This window comes from Ruegeria sp. AE4 (assembly GCF_056542185.1).
The window spans coordinates 23,260-44,538 of sequence record NZ_JBQFZK010000005.1; the positions used below are offsets into that span (position 1 = coordinate 23,260).

Genomic DNA, 21,279 nt, shown 5'->3' on the forward strand with positions numbered 1-21,279 from the left:
ACCGGCCGGTGAAAACCCGTGCATCGGCTGACCACCACATAAAACGGGATGAACTGGGAGTAACACATGAAACCAACCAAGATCATGCTCACTGCGGCTGCGATTGCGACGGCTGCGGGCACTGTTTCAGCCGAGGAGATGACCATCGTTTCCTGGGGCGGTGCCTATTCAAAGTCGCAGTTGAAGGCGTATCACGAGCCCTATTCGGAAAAGACCGGCATCACCATTCTGAACGATGACAGCTCGGCCGAAGCCGTTGCCAAACTGCGCGCAATGAACGAAGCGGGCAACATCACATGGGATGTGGTAGATGTTGTGGCCGCTGACGCGATCCGTCTTTGCGACGAAGGTCTGGCCCTCGAGATCGATTTCGACAGCCAGTTGGCCGCAGCTCCGGATGGCACGCCCGCCTCTGAGGATTTCGGCGACCTGCTGGTCAGCGACTGCTTTATCCCGCAGATCGTCTATTCGACCACATTCGGCTACCGCACTGATCTGGTCGGTGACACCCCGCCGACCGACATCTGTGCAGTGTTCGATCTGGAAACCTATCCGGGCAAACGTTCGCTGGAGAAGCGTCCGATCAACAACATGGAATGGGCGCTGCTATGTGATGGTGTCGCCAAGGATGATGTCTATGACGTTCTGGCGACTTCGGAAGGTCAGGATCAGGCCTTGGCCAAGCTGGGCACCATCAAAGACAGCGTTGTCTGGTGGTCTGCTGGTGCGGACACGCCACAACTGCTGGCTGACGGCGAAGTCATCATGGGTTCGACCTATAACGGCCGTCTGTTCAGCGTGATTGAAGAGCAGAAACAGCCGGTTGCAATGCTGTGGGACGCGCAGGTGTTCGATCTGGATGGCTGGATCATTCCTGCCGGTCTGAGTGATGAGCGCAAGCAGCGCGCGCTGGACTATATCATGTTCGCAACCGACACTCAGCGTCTGGCGGATCAGGCCAAGTACATCTCGTACGGTCCGGCCCGCGCCTCGTCGGCTCCGCTGGTTGGTCAGCACGCCGATCTGGGGATCGACATGGCCCCGCATATGCCGACCGATCCGGAAAACGCCAAGAACACGTTCTTGTATAACTACGAGTTCTGGGCGGATTACCGTGATGACATCGACGCCAAATTCCAGGCGTGGCTGGCGCAATGAGCGTCTGATTTCATGACACAGTCGGGGGCGGTGCGCCGCCCCTGAACCAAGACAGATCCAAGGGGCTCCAATGACTGACGCAAGCCAAAACGCCGGACCCATGCTGGCAGCGGATGGAACACCGCTCAAGCTATCGCTGGCACGCTCGTTGCGGCGGCAAAAGCTGCGTGCCTTGCTGTTGATCGCTCCTTTGCTTCTGTTCGTTCTGTTTTCCTTTATTGTTCCAATAGCTGCGATGCTATTCCGTTCAGTAGAAAACAACATCGTCTCTGACACTCTGCCTCTTACCGTCGAGGCGCTTCAAAACTGGGATGAACAGTCTGGAGAATTGCCGGGCGAGGGCGTGTATGATGCCTTTGTGCGGGACATGATTGTTGCGATTGACAATAAAGAGCACACACGGCTTGGTTCGCGTTTGAACTACGAAGAAACCGGTATGTCTTCGATGTTCCGCAAGTCAGGTCGTCAGATCAAGAAACTGGATCCTGAAACGGATGGTCCGTTTAAAGAGCAACTAATAGATATTCACGACGGATGGGGCGATACACAAACGTGGCGCGTGATCAAAACCCATTCGCCGAAGATCACCAACGGGTATTTTCTGAACGCGGTAGATATGCGCAGAACCCCCGACGGCGCGCAGGCACAACCCGAAGACAAGCAAATCCTTGTTAAGCTGTTCGGTCGAACGCTGTTTATGTCTCTGGTAATAACGGGTGCCTGTATCCTGCTGGCTTATCCGGTCAGCTATTTGCTGGCGACGTTGCCGATGCGTGTCTCAAATCTGCTGATGATCCTTGTGCTTCTGCCGTTCTGGACGTCACTGTTGGTGCGGACGTCGGCGTGGAAGGTGATGCTGCAACAGCAAGGCGTGATCAACGAAACGCTGGTCTGGCTGGGGTTGGTGGCTGACGATGCACGACTGGTGATCATCAATAACCAGATCGGTACGATCACCGCAATGACGCATATCCTGCTGCCATTCATGATCCTGCCCATGTATTCGGTGATGCAGACCATTCCGGAATCCTACACGCGTGCCGCGAAATCCATGGGTGCGACCAACTGGACGACGTTCTGGCGCATCTACTTCCCGCAATCTATTCCGGGTATCGGCGCGGGTTCAATCCTCGTGTTCATTTTGGCGATTGGCTACTACATCACGCCTGAAATCGTGGGCGGTACCAAAGGTGTCTTCATCTCGAATCGGATCGCCTATCACATCTCGTCCTCACTGAACTGGGGACTGGCGGCGGCGCTGGGAACGATACTTCTGGCGGTCGTTCTGCTGCTCTACTGGGTCTACGACAAGATCGTGGGCATTGATAACGTGAAGCTGGGATAATCGACATGGCCGCACTTACTCCGATATCCCGTAAACCTATGTCGATGGTTCTGCCCAGCGTTGCATTGGCCGGAGCATTCGCTGGTATCTTTGTCGGCGCCGGAAACGGCTCGGTCCTGCTAGGGATCGTGGGCGGTGCCATCGTGATTGCCGGACTGGCATGGATTTACATCAACATTCTAAAGAATGAGCAGTTGGCCCGCTGGATCAATATCCTCGGCTTTGGCATCGCGGGCTTTTTGATGTCCGGCCCAATGGGGGGAGTACTTGGCCTGTTGGGGGGCTGGTTCTTCGCCTGGTTTACTTATTGGTTGTACGAAGGGCGATACCGGCGCAAGCTGTTGCCGTACCTGACCGCGCAGCAGGTGTTTTACCACTACCTGTTCCGGGTGATCTGCGGTGCGATCTTCGTCTTCCTGATCACACCGATCCTTGTGGTCTTGCCGCTGTCGTTCAACGCACAGGACTTTTTTACCTTCACGCCCGAGATGTTGCGGCTTGACCCTGAAGGGTATTCGCTGAAGCACTACCGCGATTTCTTTACCAACAATGAATGGCAACGCAGCTTCAAGAACTCGCTGATCATTGCCCCGATTGCCACAATCATCTCGGTCTCGCTTGGCACCTTGGCGGCCATTGGTCTCAGCCAGAGCCACGTCCCCGGCCGCCGTGCTATCATGGGTATCCTGATTTCGCCGATGATCGTTCCGCTGATCATCTCGGCCACTGGCATGTTCTTTTTCTACAGCGATATCGGTCGGTTCCTTGAAGGCACGCTGGGCATGAACAAGAACTTTGTGGGCTATCTGAAAGTCATCCTGGCGCACGCCGTTCTGGGTATCCCGTTCGTGATCATCACTGTGACCGCCACGCTTGTGAGCTTTGATCGTTCACTGACGCGTGCGGCTGCCAACATGGGGGCAGGGCCGGTGCGGACCTTCTTCAAGATCCAGATGCCGCTGATCCTGCCGGGTGTGATTTCGGGTGGTCTGTTCGCCTTCATCACCTCGTTCGACGAAGTTGTGGTGGTTCTGTTCGTGGGCTCGGCCAGTCAGAAGACTCTGCCGTGGCAGATGTTCACGGGCCTGCGGGAACAGATTAGCCCGACCATTCTGGCGGTTGCGACGATCCTTGTGGTTCTGTCGATTGCGTTACTGACCACGGTTGAGTTGCTGCGTCGTCGGTCCGAACGTTTGCGGGGGCTTTCACCCGCTTGACGGAGCATTCTGTCTGATCTAACGATTCTCGTGTTCATCTCCGCTGCGATGGCGTCGCGGCGTTTAAGGGGATGATCGGCTCTCGGACCCCGAGACCGCCTGTCCTGAACGCCGGGACATGTGGCCGGGATTTGTCGCCCGGCAAAGATGAGAGACCAAGTGATGACCGACACAACAAAACGCCCCGAATTCTTTACCTGTCACAATGGTGACAAAGCGCCTTTGCCGTTCAGCAAGGGTGAGTATGATCGCCGTCTCAGCAGGCTTCGCAGCATTATGGCCGCACGTGATATTCCTGCGGTTCTGCTGACATCAATGCAAAATATCGCCTACTACTCGGGCTTTCTGTATTGTTCCTTTGGCCGTCCGTATGGCTGCGTGGTCACCCAAGAGGCCTGCACCACCGTTTCGGCCAACATCGACGCCGGGCAACCGTGGCGCCGGTCAGTCGAAGACAACGTGATTTATACTGACTGGAAGCGCGACAACTATTGGCGTGCGGTTGCAAGTCTGATCGGCAACGCCAAGCGGATCGGCATTGAAGGCGACCACATGACGCTGGCCGCCCGCGACACCGCCCTGCGGATGCTGGGTACCCCCGAGCTGGTTGACATCGCGCCGGATACAATGACCGCGCGCATGGTCAAATCCGCTGAAGAGATTGAGTTGATCAAGGGTGGGGCTCGCACCGCGGATGTTGGCGGGGCGGCGATCCATGCCGCCATCCGTGAAGGCGCAACTGAGATCGAGATTGCCATGGCGGGCCGTGACGCAATGGAAGAGGAAATCGCGCGCGCTTATCCAGACGCCGAATATCGCGACACCTGGGTTTGGTTCCAGTCCGGGCTGAACACCGATGGCGCACATAACCCGGTTACAAAACGCGCTCTGCAAAAAGGCGATATCCTGTCGCTGAACACTTTCCCGATGATCTCAGGCTATTACACCGCGCTGGAACGTACCCTGTTTCTGGGCGAGCCGGACGCTGACAGCCTGCGCCTTTGGAAGGCCAATGTGGCGGCCCATGAACTGGGCCTGAGCCTGATCAAACCCGGTGCGACCTGTTCAGGCATCACCGCCGAGATCAACCGTTTCTTTGCCGATGAGGGGCTGCTGCAATACCGCTCGTTCGGGTATGGCCACTCGTTCGGCATTCTCAGCCACTATTACGGGCGCGAGGCCGGTCTGGAACTGCGCGAGGATATCGACACCGTGCTGGAACCTGGCATGGTCGTTTCAATCGAGCCCATGCTGTGGATCCCCGAAGGGCAACCCGGTGCAGGGGGCTACCGCGAGCATGATATTCTGGTGGTTGGCGAAGATGGGGCCGAAAACATTACCGGCTTCCCATATGGGCCCGGCCACAACATCATCGGTGCCTGATACAAAGAAGGGGGAACATACGTTCCCCCTTCATTTTTCGCGACCGGCGCGTTCGTGAAAGATGAAACCCAGGAAATTCAACAATAGCTGCGCAGCCAGAATCTGCGTGCTTTCGCTGGGGTCATAGGCTGGTGCCACTTCGACAAGGTCAATGCCGACGACATTGCCGCGTTTAGCGAGGCCTTGAAGGATTTCCAGTACGTCATAATACAGAAATCCGCCATGGCTGGGTGTCCCGGTCCCCGCCGCGATAGAGGGGCAAAAGGCGTCGATATCTATTGTCACATAGTACCGAGCACCTTCGGGGATGCGTTCAAGAACGCCCCCGGTTCCCAGCTTTCTCACCTGACGCACGGACAAGATGTCTGATCCGCGTGCGCGTGCGTCCTCGTATCCTTCCTTGGCGGTTGACGAGACGTTCCGAATGCCCAACTGGGTCATCCCCGAGACATAGTCTTTCTCGATTGCCCGCCGCATGGGGTTGCCGTGGCCATTGGTGACACCGTGACGCTCGTCCACGAAATCCAGATGCGCATCAATTTGAACCACGTGGATCGGGCCGTTTTGTGCACAATCATCTTCAAACGCGGAAATGCAGGGAATGTTGACAGAGTGATCGCCACCGATCACAAGCGGCAGCGCTCCGGCGGACAGAATTTTGCGAACACCATAGGCGATGTTTTCGTGGCTGACCTCGGTCTTTGTGTGGACGATATCCGCATCCCCCAAATCCACGATGCGCACGGAACTGTCCAGATAGGTTGCGTCGTCTTCGTGGTCATATGCTCCAGCATGTCCAAAACTGAACAGGGTCGAAGCCTCGCGCACGGCCCGAGGGCCGAACCTTGCCCCGGCGCGCCATTGGGTGCCGAAATCAAAGGGGGCACCTAGGACACAAACATCCGCATCAATTTTGTCCCAATCCTCGACATACGGAGATTTTCCAAAGGTCGATATTCCAACGAAAGGTAGGTTCAGTCGTCCTGACGCATATCCATGATCCTGCATATTCAATCCTTTCAATGGCCCTGTCGCCTTGCGTGCAATTGAACATGAGAAGGCGGTGCAATGATATTAATTTTCTTCGATCAAACCATGTCTGGCGTTCAGACAGGTTTGATCCGGTGCATTCTTTCCGATTAGCTGTTGGTCCTTTCGCCACAAACGAAAATTCAGAGGGGCAAGCTGTGGTACCGCAAAATCGTTCACGGCAGCGCGTGATTTTGCGGGCGATACACGGGTCCGGAGAAGCGGTGTTTTCATGGGTGCAGATGTTCAATCCCCGAAGGCTTTTACATCATGCCTGCCGCACAAGTTGCGAGCCGGGCGCAATCGTTGGCGGTGCACTGTTCAGGGCGTCACGCGCGAAACCGGCGGCAGCTTTGTATTTGGCCATGAAACTGGCCCTTTCAGCCAAGGGAATGACCGTTTCAATATCGTCGAACACACCGGCACAGCGGTCGTTGACCAAATTCAACAGGCCAAAAGGCCCGGAACCCCGATTGCGAAGGACAAGGTCTGACACCGGACCGCACAGCGTGTCATCATAAGCCGCCAGCGCGGTTGGACCCACGCCATGCTTGAGCAAGCTGGCCCCCAAAACGCGGGCGTCCATGATCGCCTGGCTGGCCCCATTCGAACCGGTGGGGTACATCGGATGGGCGGCGTCTCCGATCAAGGCAACCGGCCCGTCAACCCACGTTTCAACCGGATCGCGGTCGATCATCGGGTTTTCATATGTCACATCCGCACCGCGGATCAGAGCTGGAACATCCAACCAATCATAGGTCCATCCGTCAAAATGGTGCGCAAAATCCTTGGCCTCAACCTGCCGGAACCATCCGGTTGCCGCATGCGCGGCCGGGTCATCGTGGGTGACTTCGGCAATCCAGTTTATCAGCGCCAAGCCGGTTTCGGGGTCGGGGTGCGAGATCGGGTAGATCACCATTCGTTTCTTATGCGTACCCAGTCCGACAAAGGAGGAACCCGTGCGCACGGGCTTTGCCAGTGTTGTGCCGCGCCACATGACGGAACCTCCCCAATGGATCGGAGGTTGGCTTGGATGCATTTGGGCGCGGATGGCTGAATGGATACCGTCGGCACCGATCAGAATGGCACCGGTTTCGTGGATGGCCCCGTTATCAGTTTGCAGCCGCACTGTAACCGTCCCGTCCGCATTGGTCTGGTGCCCCGTGGCCCGAGACCCGAGGCGCACGGCATCCGGGCCTGCGCGTTCGACAAACCGCTTGTAAAGCGCCATGTGAAACGCGCCGCGATGCACCGCGTATTGCGGCCAGTTGTAACCGGCAAAAGTTCCGCGCGGTTCCGAATAAATCTCATGCCCATTCAAACCAACAAGCGCCCATTCCCGCGCTGGGACGCCGAACCCGTCCAAGTCCCGAGCCGTGAAACCCAGATCGTACAACTCACGCACTGCGTTGGGTTGCAGATTTATCCCGACACCCAGCGGGCGCGGGTGCCGAACGCTTTCAAAGACGGTGCAGTCGATGCCAATCTGATGCAGTGTCAGCGCCAGCGACAACCCGGCAATACCACCGCCCGCGATCAGCACTTTTGGATCTGTCATGTTGCCTGCCTTTCTGTCCGACTGGCGGTGGGTATTGGTTGTCGATAATCGGTGCGTGTGGATCAATCCTCAACCACAAATGCGTTTGATCCGTTCCGGGGATGGGTGGAGGCTCGCGGCGTTGCGCAGCCGCGCCCGCAAGCAGATCAGAGCGGTATCAATCGTCGTTTGCATGAACCCATGCGCCATCGCCGCGCTGTCACCCTGATTCAGCTTTCTGCGAGCGGATTGCCAAGTGTCCAGTGCGTCCGAAATCGCATCGCATGTCCAATGCTCGGCTTCTTGTGAAACAAATTCGGCAAAGGCGTCACCCGCAGGCCCTGCGGCCAGACGTGTTGCCAGCATACGCGCGTGTATGCCGTTGGCCCCTTCGTAAATCGAGGTAATACGGGCATCACGATAGGTCTGCTCCAGCCGGTATTCGCGCAAATAGCCATAGCCGCCCAGAACCTGCATACCCAATTCGGCGGCCTTGATACCGGCGTCGGAGCAATAGACCTTGGCAACCGGGGTCAGAAAATCGACCAGGTCAGGCGATGTGCCCCGTTCCATTGTGACAAATGCAAGATGTGCAAGACTGCGGCTACTGACTGCCAGCCAGTCGATTTGATCCAGCATGCGGCGGATGTCGGCATGTTGATCCAGTGTTGCCGGTTGACCGTCGGCATTGCGTCCCTGCACCCTTTCACTGGCATAAGTACTGGCAATGTCATAGGCCCGCGCGGCGTGCGCGACGCCCTGTAGGGCGACATCAAGCCGGGCGTGGTTCATCATGGTGAACATGGCCATCAGACCTTCACCCTCGGCCCCGATCAATTCGGCTTTGGCCCCATCAAATGCCAGCTGGCACGAGGGTGAGGCATGCAGGCCCATCTTTTCCTCGATGCGCGTTACGGTAGCGTGGTTGCGGCTGCCGTCAGTGCAGGAACTGGGGCATAGAAACAGCGATAAACCTCTGACGCCGTCATCGGACGTGCGCGCAAGCACAAGATGCAGGATGTGATCGCTCATGTCCTGGTCACCGCCAGAGATAAAGATTTTTTCGCCCGTGATCCTCCAGCCATCCTCGGCAGGTTCCGCCCGGCAGCGCACGCGTGAAAGGTCAGATCCGGCCCCGGGTTCGGTCAGGCACATGGTGGCCAGAGTTTCACCCGAGGCCAGAGACGGAATGTACCGGTATTGCTGATCCTCTGTGCCAAAGCGCAACAAGGTACGCACCGCGCCCGGAACCAACCCCGTAACCATCTGAAGGCTGTGGTTTGCGCCCGAAAAAACCTCGGACGTGATGGCCAGCATCAAGGCTCCAAGCCCTTGACCGCCATATTCCTCAGGCACGGTGAGAGAGGGCCAGCCCTGTTCCGAATACGTGGCATAAACTTGGGCAAAGCCAGCCGGCATGGATACGCGACCGTTTTCCAGCGAGCATCCCTGCCTGTCTCCCGGCTCGTCCAGCGGGGCAATTTCACCTTGCGCGAAGGCCGCAAAATGTTCGCCGATCTCACCAGCCAGGTCAGCGTCCCAATCTGGAAGCTCGGTTGCCCGGGCAACGTGGTTCAACGTGAATAAGATATCCGCAAGCGGGGCTTCGAATGGCTTCATGATCAAATCATCCGACAGCTGGTGATTTCGGCGGCCACGACGCGGCCCGGTTCTGGCGGTTCGGCACAGTCGAAGTTCAAAGTGACTGGGTAGGGGCGCGATGGGGCAGGGGGCAGCATCACGCAGTCAGTCCCAGCAGGCGCGCGGCATTGCCTTTGATGATGTCAGGGCGCAGTTCGTCCTTGATATTGATCTTCTCGAAATCCGACAGCCAGCGTTCAGGAGTGATCATTGGCCAGTCGGACCCAAACAGGACCTTTTTCCTGAGGATCGAGTTGCAGTATTTCACCAGAATCTCGGGGAAGTACTTTGGTGACCAGCCGGACAGGTCGATATAGACGTTGGGCTTGTGCTGCGCCACGGACAGAGCTTCTTCCTGCCAGGGAAATGACGGATGGGCGAGGATAATCTTCATATCCGGAAAATCGACGGCGACGTCATCCATGAACATCGGGTTCGAGTATTTAAGCCGCATTCCGTTACCGCCGCGCATGCCCGAACCGACACCGGTTTGGCCTGTGTGAAACAGGGCGATGCAGCCTTCCTCCGCGATTGCCTCGTAAAGGTCATAAGCCATACGGTCATTGGGGTAGAACCCCTGCATCGTCGGATGAAACTTGAACCCTTTGATACCAAATTCTCGGATCAGGCGGCGCGCCTCGCGTGCACCCATCTTGCCCTTGTGCGGATCGATTGACGCAAACGGGATGAGCACATCGTCATTTTCCGCCGCCAAAGCGGCAACTTCTTCGTTTTTGTAGCGCCGATAGCCGGTCTCCCGCTCGGCATCGACCGGGAAGATCACCGCGGCTATGTTTTGCTCGCGATAGTGCTGTGCAGTCTCGGGAACCGTAGGCGGGTGGCTCCACGGAGCGCCAAAGTAATTGGCCATGGTTGCCTGCAGGTCGTCATAGCCATCGTCCGAGTGGCACCCGCAGGGTTCTTCAGCGTGGGTGTGAATGTCGATTGCGCGAACCTTGGAGATATCGACCATCTGTTCGTTCCTTTCTCAGATCTTTACGATTGCCGGGTCGGCGTCGTCATAAAGACGCTCAAGTAAATTTTGCCGTCGTGTCAGTATTTTGCGGAAATTGAGGTTCCCCTTGGCGGTCATTTCGCCCTCGGGCATTGAGGCGGGCTCGCTAAGAACAATGGCACGCCCGACCCGTGTGGAACTGCCCGATACCTCGCGTGCGCGCTCTGCCAGACGGCGGTGGATTTCACCTTGCAGCAGTTTGCAGCGGTAGGCGCCACTGTCGTCGCTCAGGTCAAATCCTTCCCGCTTCAGCTCGGCGACATCGGGAAAGACCATGACGCCGATCTCATTTCTGTCGGCACCTGTAATGACCAGATCTGAGGCAAGAGGCGCAAGGCAGGTCAACAAGTCCATCCGCAATTGCGCGGCACGCACCCATGTTCCGGTCAGCAACTTGAAATCTTCAGAAATCCGGCCGTCGAATTTCATACCTTTATTCACATCCTGCGGGTCGATGAACCGCATGGCGTCGCCGGTAATGAAAAACCCTTCTTCATCGAAAACACTGGCCGTCTTTTCGGGTTCGTTGAAATAGCCAGGCATCACGTTTGGCCCTTTGATGCGCGTTTCGCACCTCATGTCTTCATCCGGTATCAGCTTGAGTGTCACGCCGTTCATCGGAACGCCAACAACCCCGGAACGATCAATGGGCTCGGACTGCATCATTGTAGCGGGCGCTGTTTCGGTCAGTCCCCAGGACGAGGTCATCAGCGGTATCTCACCTTTGACATCCAGCGCCATCTGTTCAAATCCAGACCAGATATCCTGTGGCAGTGACGCTCCCGCATAAAAGATCAGATCAAGTTCTTCGAAGAACCGCCGACGCAGATCGCCATCCCGCTGCAATGCGCCCAGCAGCATGCCGTAACCTACGGGAACATTGAAGCTGAGCGTGCCGGTGACCATAGACAGATTTTCCAGCGTCCGCTCAAACAAACCAGCTACCGGTTTGCCGTCGTCGATGTAGAAGCTTCCGCCGTTGGCGAGCATCATGTTGAAATTATGTGATCCGCCAAAGACGTGGTTCCATGGCAGCCAATCGACCACACGGGGCGGACGCGTGCGCAGAAATGGCAACGCGTCGGCCAGCATGGTCTGGTTCACACACATCATGCGTTGGGTCGTGATGACCCCCTTCGGGGCCGAGGTTGAACCGCTGGTCATCAGGATCTTGGCGACGGAATCGGGGCCAACCAGTTCATAGGCGGCCGCAAGATCGACACTGACATCCCCTTTGAGAAGTTCGTCGAACGCTGTGACCTGACTGTTCCTGCCTTGTCGGCTGGCTACGATTTCGACCCCTTGAAGCGCATCCAGTTCCAGCGCCTCTCGGTATTGATCCCCATCGACGACATAGGCCATCTTCGGGCGCACCAGTTCGATGGCATGGCGCAGGCGGCCGTGCGCGCCATGGATCAACGCGTACTGCTCAGCCACGGGGGCTGTTGGTATGCCGATATACTGAGCAGCAAGGCTTAGCAGACCGTGATCGACACCGTTACCGCTCATGATCAGGATCGGTGTGTCAGGCCCCATCCCACGCCCCAATAGCGAGCTTGCGATGGCTCGCACCTTTTCAAGCGTGGTCGCATAGCTTTCCTTGCGCCATCCCGCGCCGCTGCGTTCAGCAATGAACGTTCGGTCAGGCGCGTCCGAGGCCCAGGCGTGCAGCCAGACACCGGTTTTGTCGACGACAGGACCAAGAGTGTGGTTCGATTTTAGCAGGATGGAGCCGTCGGCCCGATCTTCGCGCGAAACAGAATGCACTAGGTATTCCGATGTGCGTTGCATGATCAGCCCCTTTTCCTCGCTTTTTCGATCGTCCTGAGGGCATCGAAAACGGTGGTGATGGTTGCGTCATCCAAACCGGCCAGCAGCTTGCCTTCGTGGGCGGTAACCGCGGCGACGGCCTTTTCATATAATTGCCTTCCCGCCAATGTCGTCCTGAGGGCATAGGCGCGCCGGTCGGTGGGTACCCGGTCGCGGACGATCAGTTCCCTGCGCTCCAGTTCATCAATGATAACGACAAGGTTCGGGCGCTCGATATCCATTGCGTCAGCCAGTTGGGACTGCCGCAAACCGGGGTTATCGACGATGAGAACCAGTGCCGTATACGTCAGCATTCGCAGATCAAAGGGGCGCAGAGTTGTCGTCAGATCTTCCTGCACCACATTGAAGGCCCGTTTCATGCGATACCCGACAAACCCCCGCAGCGTAGCATCGCTAATCGTGTTTGGCGCGCCGTCTTCTGGCGTGTGTTCATGTTTCCTTTTCATGTGTTCACCTGAAGTTCGGGGCGCGCTTTTCAAGAAAGGCCCGCAGCCCCTCCTGCGCATCCGGTGTTGTTTGCGACAGGGCCGCAGCCAGAGATTCAGTAAACAGCCCGTCGTTTTGCGACATTTCATTGATCCTCGCGACCGCCTGAATCATCAGATAGTTTGACAGTGGCGCGTTTCGGGAAATCTTACCTGCCAGCGTTTGGGCCAGCGCCAAAGCCTCGCCTTCACCAACGCTATAATGTGCCAGCCCCAGCGATACCCCTTCATCGGCACCATATTTGCGGCCGGTCAGCATCATCTCGGTCATCCGATCGGCCCCCAGCAGGCGACCGACCCGCGCGGTCGCACCGCCGCCGACAAATATTCCGCGGCGGCCTTCGGGAAGCTGAAAGATCGTCGAAGGTTCAGCGATGCGAACATGTGTTGCCGCTGCAAGCTCCAGCCCGCCGCCGATCACGGCACCAAACATGGCCGAGACAACCGCAAGCCCACCAAACTGGATCTTGTCCATGACGCTGTGCCAGTGACGGGAATGATGCAGGTTTTCCTCGGCTGTACGATGAACATGCTCGGACAGGTCCAACCCGGAACAATAGTGCCCTTCAGTTCCGGTCAGGATCACCACACGCACATTTTTTTGTGGTGCAGAAAAGAAATCATCCAGCGCGCCCAACAGTTCCTCGCACATCGCGTTTCGCTTGTCTGGGCGGTTCATGGTCAGGGTCGCGATGGATCCGTTGACCTCAATGTTCAGGATTTGGCTGTCCATGGGGAACTCCTTACCGGGGCGGCAGACGAACGGCGCCGTCAAGTCGAATAGTGGTGCCATTCAAAAACGGGTTTTCAACGATCTGTTCGGCGAGCATTGCGAACTCGCGCGCTTCGCCAAGGCGGGCAGGGAAAGGAATGTTCGCAGTGATCTTGGCAGTGACCTCTTCCGGCAAGCCTTCCATCATTGGCGTGTGGAACAGGCCGGGTGCGATGGCCATCACCCGAATACCCGACTGTGCGAGTTCCCGCGCGGCAGGCAGGCACATCGAAGCGATTGCCCCTTTGGACGCGGCATAAGCGGCTTGACCCAATTGACCGTCCTGCCACGCAACCGACGCCGTGTTGATGATCACACCGCGTTCACCGTCAGCCAACGGGTCGAGACCGGCCATGTGTCTCGCCGCGTGGCTCATCACGTTGTAGGTGCCAAAAAGGTTCACGCGCAGAGTTTTCTCGAACACGTCGAATGACAGCTTGCCTTCGCGCCCAACGATCCTGGCCGCCATGCCGACGCCTGCACAACTGACGGCGATTCTGGGCGCCGACCCGAAATGGGATACTGCCGTCTCAAACGCGGCACTGACGGCGGCCTCGTCACTGACATCGGCTTGCAGGGCAAGACCACCAATTTCGTCAGCGACTGCCTTCGCACCTGCAGCATTGAAATCCAAAACGGCAACCTTTGCTCCGCTGGCGGCGAAATGCCTTGCCGTTGCAGCGCCCAGTCCGCTTCCGCCGCCGGTGACCAGGGCGATACATCCACTTAACTGCATGGTGCTCTCTCCAATTTAGTATGCTCAATCATTGTTGTATCTCATACCTATTTTCGGATGGGCCTGCTCCGGACCGCTGTTGGTGTCTAAGCTAGGGGATCAGGAACAGGGTAATGGCTGGAAACAGCACCAGGATCATGACCCGAATGATGTCAGAGGTGACGAACCACATCACTGCTTTGTAAGTTTGGGTCATCGGGGTTGAACGATCCATAGCGTTGATAATGAACAGATTCATTCCGACCGGAGGGGTGATCAGCCCGACCTCGACAACGATCAGAACCAGAATACCGAACCAGATGGCCACATGTTCGGGGCTCATGCCGAAATCCAGTGCGCTGATGACCGGAAAGAAGATCGGGATTGTCAGCAGGATCATTGACAGGCTGTCCATCAGACATCCAAAGATCAGATAGAACACCAGGATCAGGCACAACACCATCCACGGGCTGAGCCCAAGTCCAACGACCCAGCCAGACAGTTCCTGCGGTACCTGAGTGAGCGCTAGGAAACTGTTATACAGCCCTGCGCCCAACACGATGAAGAAGATCATCGCCGTGCTTGAGGCCGTGGCAATGATGCTTTCGACGAAGACCTGCCAGCTCAGATTGCCCGAGATCAGAGCGATCAACCCGGTTCCCGCCGCCCCCACGGCTGCGCCTTCGGTTGGGGTGAACCAGCCAAGATAGATGCCACCAACAACAAGGCCAAAAACCAGCAGGACAGGCCAGACATCCAGCAGTGCCCGTACGCGTTCAGGATAAGGGATCGCTTCGCGGGTGCCGGCGGCGTCAGGATACATGCGCACATAGATCGAAATCGTGATGATATAGCCGAGCGCTGCCAGAATGCCGGGGACAAAGGCCGCGAGAAACAGCTTGGCGATATTCTGTTCCGTCAGGATCGCATAGATCACAAGGATCACCGAAGGCGGGATCAGAATGCCCAATGTGCCGCCAGCAGCAAGCGTTGCGGTCGAAAACCCGCCGGAATAGCCGTAGCGGCGCAGTTCGGGCAGCGCGACACGGCTCATCGTCGCGGCGGTGGCCAGGGAGGACCCGCAGATTGCGCCAAATCCGGCACAAGCGCCAACTGCCGCCATGGCGACGCCCCCTTTACGGTGGCCCAACCAGCTTTCGGCCGCTTTGAACAAGGCCGAAGACATGCCCGACAATGTCGCGAACTGCCCCATCAGCAGGAACATCGGAATGATCGTCAGCGAATAGCTGGAGAAGGTAGAGTAGGTTTCGGTTTTGAGCTTGGCCATGAACATGCTGGTGCCACCCATGGCAAAATACAGCCCGCCAATCCCGCACAGCAACATGGCAAGGCCAATCGGCGCGCGCAGGAAAATCATGATAAGAAGTACGGGAAAGGACACGTAGCCCAGTTCGAGCATGGTCAATGTGCGGCCTCCCCGCGATAGGGCAGGATATGACGCCCGGTGACAAGCTCGATGACCTGCGCGACGGCGCAATAGACAGCAACAAGTGATGCGACAAGGGCGGCAACAAAGCTTAGCCCATAGGCCCACCAAACAGGAAATTGCAGCAGAAAGGTCGTTTCACCATAGTCCAGCTTGTTTTGCATGCCGACAAACAGGCGCCATGTAATCAAAAGGATGACAAGCGACAGGATGATTTCCCAGAACGTGATGATCACCTTGTTCACCTTAGCCGGAAGGGCGTTTGTGAATACATCGACCGTGGCGTGAGAGCCGTAGAGCTGGCAGATCGGCAGGAACGAGAAAATGGCGAATGCAACGCCGGCTTCGACCAGTTCAAAATCGCCATTCACCGGCCCGACGCCCGATGCAATCAGCGCATTTGCTGCTGCTTCCGACAGTGACGTCAGAATGTCCGAGTGACCCAGCGTGTTCAAGCCGCGCCCCAGCACGCTGACACAGGTCAGCAGGACCAGCGCAGTCAGAACCACACCGCCGAGAACGGCCATGAAGCGCGCGATGCGCTCAACCAGTTTCTGCATGATCAACTCCAAAGGGATTGCTCTCCCAGCGGGAAATAGCGCCGGAAGAGCGACCGGATCAGTTGCCGGAGTATTGCGAAATCAGTTCGAGCGCGCGGGCGCGCAAGCCGGTTCCGTCCAGACCTTTTTCATCCATCTCGGCGATCCAGGCGTCAGTGGTCGGCTGTGATGCTGCCTTCCATTCCGCAACCTGTTCCGGGCTCAGCGTGATGATGTTGTTGCCGCGTTCCATCGCCTGCTTGTGTGGCCCGTCATCATCGGCCTGCATCTGCTTGCCTGCGAAGGCCGAGAATTCAGCGCCCGAGTTGGCGTCGATGATGGCCTTCAGATCATCCGGCAATGCATCCCAGCGGTCCTTGTTCATCGCGAAGATGAAGGTGGTGGTATATAGCGTGTCGTCGCCAAAGGTCGTGTGGTTCCCGACCAGCTCGTTGACCTTCAGGGCGCCTGTCACTTCCCAGGGAATCACAGTTGCGTCGATCACGCCTTTAGACAGCGCTTCAGGTACCGCGGGAACAGGCATGCCAACGGGGGTTGCCCCAAGCGAGCTGAAAAGGCCGTTCGTTACGCGTGTCGGTGCGCGCAGCTTTACACCGTTCAGATCTTCGATGCTTTCGATCGGCTCCTTTGAATGGATTAGACCGGGCCCGTGCACCCAGAGCCCGAGAACTTTGAACTGCTTGAAGTCATCGTCCATCATGGTTTCTTCGGCCAGATCCCAATAGGCGCGTGAGACGGCTTCTGCATTCGTCATGGTGAACGGCAGTTCGAACACTTCGGTCCGGGGAAAGCGGCCCGGCGTATATCCGGACACCGTCCAGACAATGTCGGCCACACCATCAATGGCCTGGTCGATCAGTTCGGGGGGTTTGCCCCCAAGCTGCATGGACGGAAACCTTTGAATTTCGATCCGGCCATCCGAATCCGCTTCGACCTTGTCGGCCCAGACATCCAGAACGTTCTTGGGTACGTTGGCTTGTGCTGGCAGGAATTGGTGCATCCGCAGTGTCACTTCGGCCGCAATGGCAGTGGTTGACATGGCGCCAAAAGCAATCGCCGCCACTGCAGATTTGAGTATGGTTCTGCGCAAGTTGGTCATGGTCTCCTCCCTAGATGACCTATGAGTATCATCCCCTGTTCATGATTGCTCATATTAGTTATATTTTATAACGATTTTGATCCACTTTTTTAGTGTTTGGTTTCAGGTCCTTTTCGGAAAACAGAATGCTCACACATGTGAACCTTTTCGTCGAAACGCTACGCAACAGACAGGTTATGCGCGGACGCCAAGTTATCCTCTCAGGATTACATTGCCCTCGGTTGGCTCAAAGGTAAATTGAGATTTCTTAGATTTTAGTTTCTGTTTTCGGTAACTAAAGCGCGAAAACGGTGGATTTGCTTTCCCTGTTTCAATTGGACCAGCGCCCGCGGTGGAATTCAAGACCGTGTGTTATCGTCGGTGACAGCTTCAACTGCCTTGCCTGCGAGCTTCAGGAAAGTTTCGCGTTCATTCGGAGTTAGCCCTTCGAGTATCTCGTTTTGCAGGTCAATTACGACTGGCGCAGCTGCCGCTAGGATGTCTTTTCCTTTTTCGGATAAGGTGACCTCTCGCGCGCGTCTGTCACGTTGACTGACCGAGCGTTTGACGTAGTTTTTCTGCTCCAGCCGGTCGATAACCCCGCCGATTGTTGCGCGGTCATAGGCGATTTTCGCTGCGACTGTCGCCTGATCAATGCCGGGTTCGGCGCGAATTGTTTCAAGTGCTGCGTACTGAACGGATGTAAGGTCGATCCCGGCCTCCTGCATCCGGGCCGAGAACACGTGGGTTGAAATCTGATTGAGCCTGCGGATGAGGTGGCCCGCCATTCCGTAAATACTCATTCAAAACCTCCGAAATCACTTTACGCCGTCACTTTTCCAGAATTACCGCGGCAATTAGTGAGTGTACATATCTTTGTTGACAAGAAATAGTAAGTATAGTTATTAAAATTACATGAACCTGCGGAGGAGGGGGCAATGCAATATTACGTTGATGGATTTCGTCCGGGTGATCCGGATATCAAACCGGCTGCGTTCGGTCACCACAACCACCCCACAACCCTCCCCGAAAAGGTTGATGTTCTGATCGCGGGTTGTGGACCGGCCGGGCTTTGCCTTGCGGCGCAACTGGCCGGGTTCGCCGAAGTTTCGACAATGATCGTGGATCAAAAGCCGGGTCCGATGGAGAAAGGCCAGGCGGACGGTGTCAACGTCCGTTCGATGGAGATGTTTCAGGCGTTTGGTTTCGCTGAGAGAGTGAAGCGCGAAGCGTATTGGGTCAACCAAACGGCATTCTGGACGCCCAATCCCGCATACCCGGACCACATCCGCCGGGCGGGCACGGTGCAGGACGTGGCCGACGATCAATCCGAGATGCCACATACCTTGATGAATCAGGCCCGGATTCATGAGCTGTTTCTGGACGTGATGAGAAACGCTCCAACGCGGTTGCAACCCCATTACGGGCTTCGTGTCAGCGATTTGACGATTGATACCGGTTCCACGGATCACCCTGTCACGGCCGAGCTTGAACGCCTGGGCGATGATGGTGACGTGGTAAAACGGCTTACAGTACGTGCGAACTATGTCGTAGGCTGTGACGGTGCACGCAGCAATGTGCGCAGGGCTATCGGGGGTAAGCTGCAAGGCGACGCCGCACACCAGGCGTGGGGCGTTATGGACATATTGGCGAATTCCGATTTCCCCGACTTGCGGCGGAAATGTCTTGTTCAATCGGCATCGGAAGGAAACGTTCTGATCCTTCCGCGCGAAGGCGGATACCTGTTCCGAATGTATGTCGAGCTTGACAAACTGAACCCGGATGAGCGGGTCGCCAACCGCAATCTGACGGCTGACCATATCATCGCTGCCGCGAACCGGATCATGCGTCCTTATTCCATCGACGTAAAAGAAGTCGTTTGGTGGTCGGTCTACGAGATTGGCCACAGGCTGACCGACAAGTTCGACGATGTTCCGCAGCGTGAAATTGCAACACGCACCCCGCGCGTGTTCACGGCGGGCGACGCCTGCCACACCCATAGCCCCAAGGCGGGTCAGGGGATGAACGTGTCGATGGGCGATACATTCAACCTGGGCTGGAAACTGGTGCATGTGCTGACAGGAAGATCAAAGCCTGATCTTCTTCACAGTTACTCGGCCGAGCGTTTGCAAGAGGCCAAAAGACTGGTCGAAACCGACCATAATTGGGCCCGGATCATGAGTGCGCCACCGGGCGAGTCAGAGCTTGACGGCACCGACATGCCCCGATTTCAAAAACAGTTTATCGAAAATCTGGAATTTACCGGCGGGCTTTCGGTTCATTATGGGCCTTCGGACTTGGTCGCCGAACCGGTTCACCAGCATCTGGCGCGTGGGCTGGTCATAGGCAAGCGATTTCATTCCGCACCAGTTGTCCGGCTTGCGGATGCCATGCCTATGCAATTGGGGCATGTCGCCGAAGCGGATGCGCGCTGGAGGCTCTATGCCTTCGCAGAACAGGGAGACGCAGGTAGGCAAGACGGATCGATCCATCACCTTTGCGAGGCTTTGCAAAGCGATCCGAACTCTCCTCTGCGACGGTTTACGCGCCCTGACGAAGACATCGACGGTTTGATAGATCTACGGGCCATCTTCCCACAGGATTTCAAATCGCTGGCCTATGAGGATATGCCGTCTCTTTTGAAACCCGAGAAAGGCAGGTATGGTCTGCGCGACTTCGAGAAGGTTTTTTGCGTTGATCACAAGAGGCGCGAAGACATCTACGAAATGCGCGGAATTGACCGGACAAAGGGCTGTATGGTCGTCGTCAGACCGGACCAATATGTGGCGCATGTTTTGCCTCTGGAGTGTCACGCTGACCTGTTTGATTTCTTCTCCAGACTATTTGTTTCGGGCGGCGGTCGATAAGTACGACGTCTCAGGTCACAACGGACCGCCGTTCCGAGGGGAGAATGGTTTGTCGCATCCGTGCTTGGTTCTGCAGGATTGCCGCCTGGGCAAATCTGGATTGGCGCCTGAAGCCGCCCATGTCGCAGGAAGGCTCTCTAGCCAGGAAGCTAAGCGCGGGTATTTCAGGACGCGTTTAACGCGGCCAGAACCTCGGTGCTGACCACAACACCGTCAGCTTCGGCTGCCGCCCGTTTGGCCAGACGCCCGTCACCCGGGACACGGGCTTCCCCATTGCCGACAATTTCTGCGCAAATGCGCGTGATATATTGATTGAAGGCCGCGTTGCCGAACCTCGTCGGATCAATCGCAATCAGTGTTGCGCCGCCCTTGATGTTCAGGGCCCCGAACGCCTCGCGTTCCTGATTGTCTACGGAAAGGGTTCCACCAGCCAGAGCTGCACCCAACACTTCAACCATGAAAGCGATTGCGGCGCCCTTGTGCTCGCCAAAAGGTAACAGGCTGCGGGTTTCCAGAATGGCGTTCGGGTCCGTGCTGGGTGCGCCGTCAGGGTCCAGCCCGGCAGGGCGGGGCAGGTCGTGCCCTTCGGCTGCGGCCATGCGGATATCCATCAAAGCAACCATTGAAGACGCCTGATCCCAGACTATCGGCGCACCGTCCTCGCGTGGGCAGGCAAAAGACATCGGGTTGGTGCCAAATACCGGGCGCACCCCACCTTGCGGCACCACCATGGACAATGAGTTGACCACTGCAAACGCCACCAGACCCGCTTCGGCCAGCGGTTCGGTGTCAAACCGCAACGCGCCCAGATGGTGGCAATTTGCGCAGGTGAAAGCGGCAATGCCGTTTTCCCGCGCCATTTCGATCAACGCGTCGCGGGCTTCTGCTGCGGCGACCTGATAGTACCCGTTATCTGCGTCACAGCGCAGAACGCCCGGGGCAGCCTTTTCTATCTTGGGTTTCGCATTGCCGTTTGCATAGCCCGAGGTGAAGCTTTGGACATAGACCGGTAGCATACGCAATCCGTGGCTGCGCGGTCCGTCCCGCTCGGACCGGGTAACAATGTCGGCCAAAATATCGCTGCCCTGTGCATTAACTCCGGCAGAAACAAGTACGGATTTCGCCAGCGCCCGAACCTCGGCAAGAGTAAGCGTTTTGGTCGATTGTTCGGTCATCATTTCAAATCCAGTCTTTTTACTT

General features: G+C 56.9%; 18 protein-coding genes. 5 read left to right on the forward strand and 13 right to left on the reverse strand.

Translation table 11 applies throughout. The features are described 5' to 3' along the window. Positions 1-66: 66 nt before the first annotated feature. From ACR0EK_RS09205 to ACR0EK_RS09220, 4 genes are all read left to right on the forward strand, one after another. Positions 67-1,158 (forward strand): extracellular solute-binding protein, encoded by a 1,092-nt coding sequence (locus ACR0EK_RS09205; RefSeq protein WP_480481704.1) that lies wholly within the window; start codon positions 67-69, stop codon positions 1,156-1,158. Positions 1,159-1,228: 70 nt separating this feature from the next. Continuing rightward, positions 1,229-2,503 carry an ABC transporter permease gene (locus ACR0EK_RS09210; protein ID WP_209504364.1) on the forward strand — a complete coding sequence of 425 codons (1,275 nt, stop codon included), beginning with the start codon at positions 1,229-1,231 and terminating at the stop codon, positions 2,501-2,503. Between the two features lie 5 nt (positions 2,504-2,508). Further along, positions 2,509-3,720 (forward strand): ABC transporter permease, encoded by a 1,212-nt coding sequence (locus ACR0EK_RS09215; RefSeq protein WP_267365892.1) that lies wholly within the window; start codon positions 2,509-2,511, stop codon positions 3,718-3,720. A gap of 162 nt (positions 3,721-3,882) precedes the next feature. Continuing rightward, positions 3,883-5,103 carry an aminopeptidase P family protein gene (locus tag ACR0EK_RS09220; protein WP_267365893.1) on the forward strand — a complete coding sequence of 407 codons (1,221 nt, stop codon included), beginning with the start codon at positions 3,883-3,885 and terminating at the stop codon, positions 5,101-5,103. A gap of 30 nt (positions 5,104-5,133) precedes the next feature. On the opposite strand, the gene speB is transcribed toward ACR0EK_RS09220, so the two are convergent. The 12 genes from speB to ACR0EK_RS09280 all read right to left on the reverse strand — a co-directional run bounded on the left by speB (position 5,134) and on the right by ACR0EK_RS09280 (position 18,015). Continuing rightward, on the reverse strand, positions 5,134-6,111 hold the full coding sequence (speB, locus tag ACR0EK_RS09225) for an agmatinase (RefSeq protein WP_480831672.1): 978 nt from the start codon (positions 6,109-6,111) through the stop codon (positions 5,134-5,136). A gap of 289 nt (positions 6,112-6,400) precedes the next feature. Further along, positions 6,401-7,690, reverse strand: a complete 1,290-nt coding sequence (locus tag ACR0EK_RS09230) for a flavin-dependent oxidoreductase (RefSeq protein WP_480899535.1) — start codon at positions 7,688-7,690, stop codon at positions 6,401-6,403. Between the two features lie 69 nt (positions 7,691-7,759). Beyond that, positions 7,760-9,289: an acyl-CoA dehydrogenase family protein gene (locus ACR0EK_RS09235; protein ID WP_480899537.1), complete on the reverse strand. Its 1,530-nt coding sequence runs from the start codon at positions 9,287-9,289 to the stop codon at positions 7,760-7,762. 118 nt (positions 9,290-9,407) lie between these two features. After that, positions 9,408-10,283: an amidohydrolase family protein gene (locus ACR0EK_RS09240; RefSeq protein ID WP_480899538.1), complete on the reverse strand. Its 876-nt coding sequence runs from the start codon at positions 10,281-10,283 to the stop codon at positions 9,408-9,410. 15 nt (positions 10,284-10,298) lie between these two features. Then, entirely contained in the window at positions 10,299-12,116 is a 1,818-nt protein-coding gene (locus ACR0EK_RS09245; RefSeq protein ID WP_480967765.1) for a feruloyl-CoA synthase, read from the reverse strand. Positions 12,117-12,118: 2 nt separating this feature from the next. Then, positions 12,119-12,601, reverse strand: coding sequence for a MarR family winged helix-turn-helix transcriptional regulator (locus ACR0EK_RS09250; protein ID WP_480831681.1), 483 nt, complete (start codon positions 12,599-12,601; stop codon positions 12,119-12,121). 4 nt (positions 12,602-12,605) lie between these two features. Then, positions 12,606-13,373, reverse strand: coding sequence for a crotonase/enoyl-CoA hydratase family protein (locus ACR0EK_RS09255; protein WP_480967766.1), 768 nt, complete (start codon positions 13,371-13,373; stop codon positions 12,606-12,608). Between the two features lie 10 nt (positions 13,374-13,383). Beyond that, the gene (locus ACR0EK_RS09260; RefSeq protein ID WP_480899542.1) at positions 13,384-14,148 is read right to left on the reverse strand and encodes an SDR family NAD(P)-dependent oxidoreductase; all 765 of its coding nucleotides are present in this window, start codon (positions 14,146-14,148) and stop codon (positions 13,384-13,386) included. A gap of 91 nt (positions 14,149-14,239) precedes the next feature. Then, entirely contained in the window at positions 14,240-15,553 is a 1,314-nt protein-coding gene (locus tag ACR0EK_RS09265) for a TRAP transporter large permease (RefSeq protein WP_480899543.1), read from the reverse strand. Then, positions 15,550-16,134 (reverse strand): TRAP transporter small permease, encoded by a 585-nt coding sequence (locus ACR0EK_RS09270; RefSeq protein WP_480481631.1) that lies wholly within the window; start codon positions 16,132-16,134, stop codon positions 15,550-15,552. The genes ACR0EK_RS09265 and ACR0EK_RS09270 overlap by 4 nt, the downstream gene beginning before the upstream one ends. Before the next feature lie 58 nt (positions 16,135-16,192). Continuing rightward, positions 16,193-17,233 carry a TRAP transporter substrate-binding protein gene (locus ACR0EK_RS09275; RefSeq protein WP_480773536.1) on the reverse strand — a complete coding sequence of 347 codons (1,041 nt, stop codon included), beginning with the start codon at positions 17,231-17,233 and terminating at the stop codon, positions 16,193-16,195. Between the two features lie 338 nt (positions 17,234-17,571). After that, positions 17,572-18,015, reverse strand: a complete 444-nt coding sequence (locus tag ACR0EK_RS09280) for a MarR family winged helix-turn-helix transcriptional regulator (RefSeq protein ID WP_480831687.1) — start codon at positions 18,013-18,015, stop codon at positions 17,572-17,574. A 135-nt stretch (positions 18,016-18,150) separates the two neighbouring features. On the opposite strand from ACR0EK_RS09280, the gene ACR0EK_RS09285 reads away from it, so the two are divergent. Beyond that, entirely contained in the window at positions 18,151-20,079 is a 1,929-nt protein-coding gene (locus ACR0EK_RS09285; protein WP_480899545.1) for an FAD-dependent monooxygenase, read from the forward strand. Positions 20,080-20,243: 164 nt separating this feature from the next. Here ACR0EK_RS09285 and ACR0EK_RS09290 read toward each other — a convergent pair whose 3' ends face one another. Beyond that, positions 20,244-21,257: an Ldh family oxidoreductase gene (locus tag ACR0EK_RS09290; protein ID WP_480967767.1), complete on the reverse strand. Its 1,014-nt coding sequence runs from the start codon at positions 21,255-21,257 to the stop codon at positions 20,244-20,246. Positions 21,258-21,279: the final 22 nt, after the last annotated feature.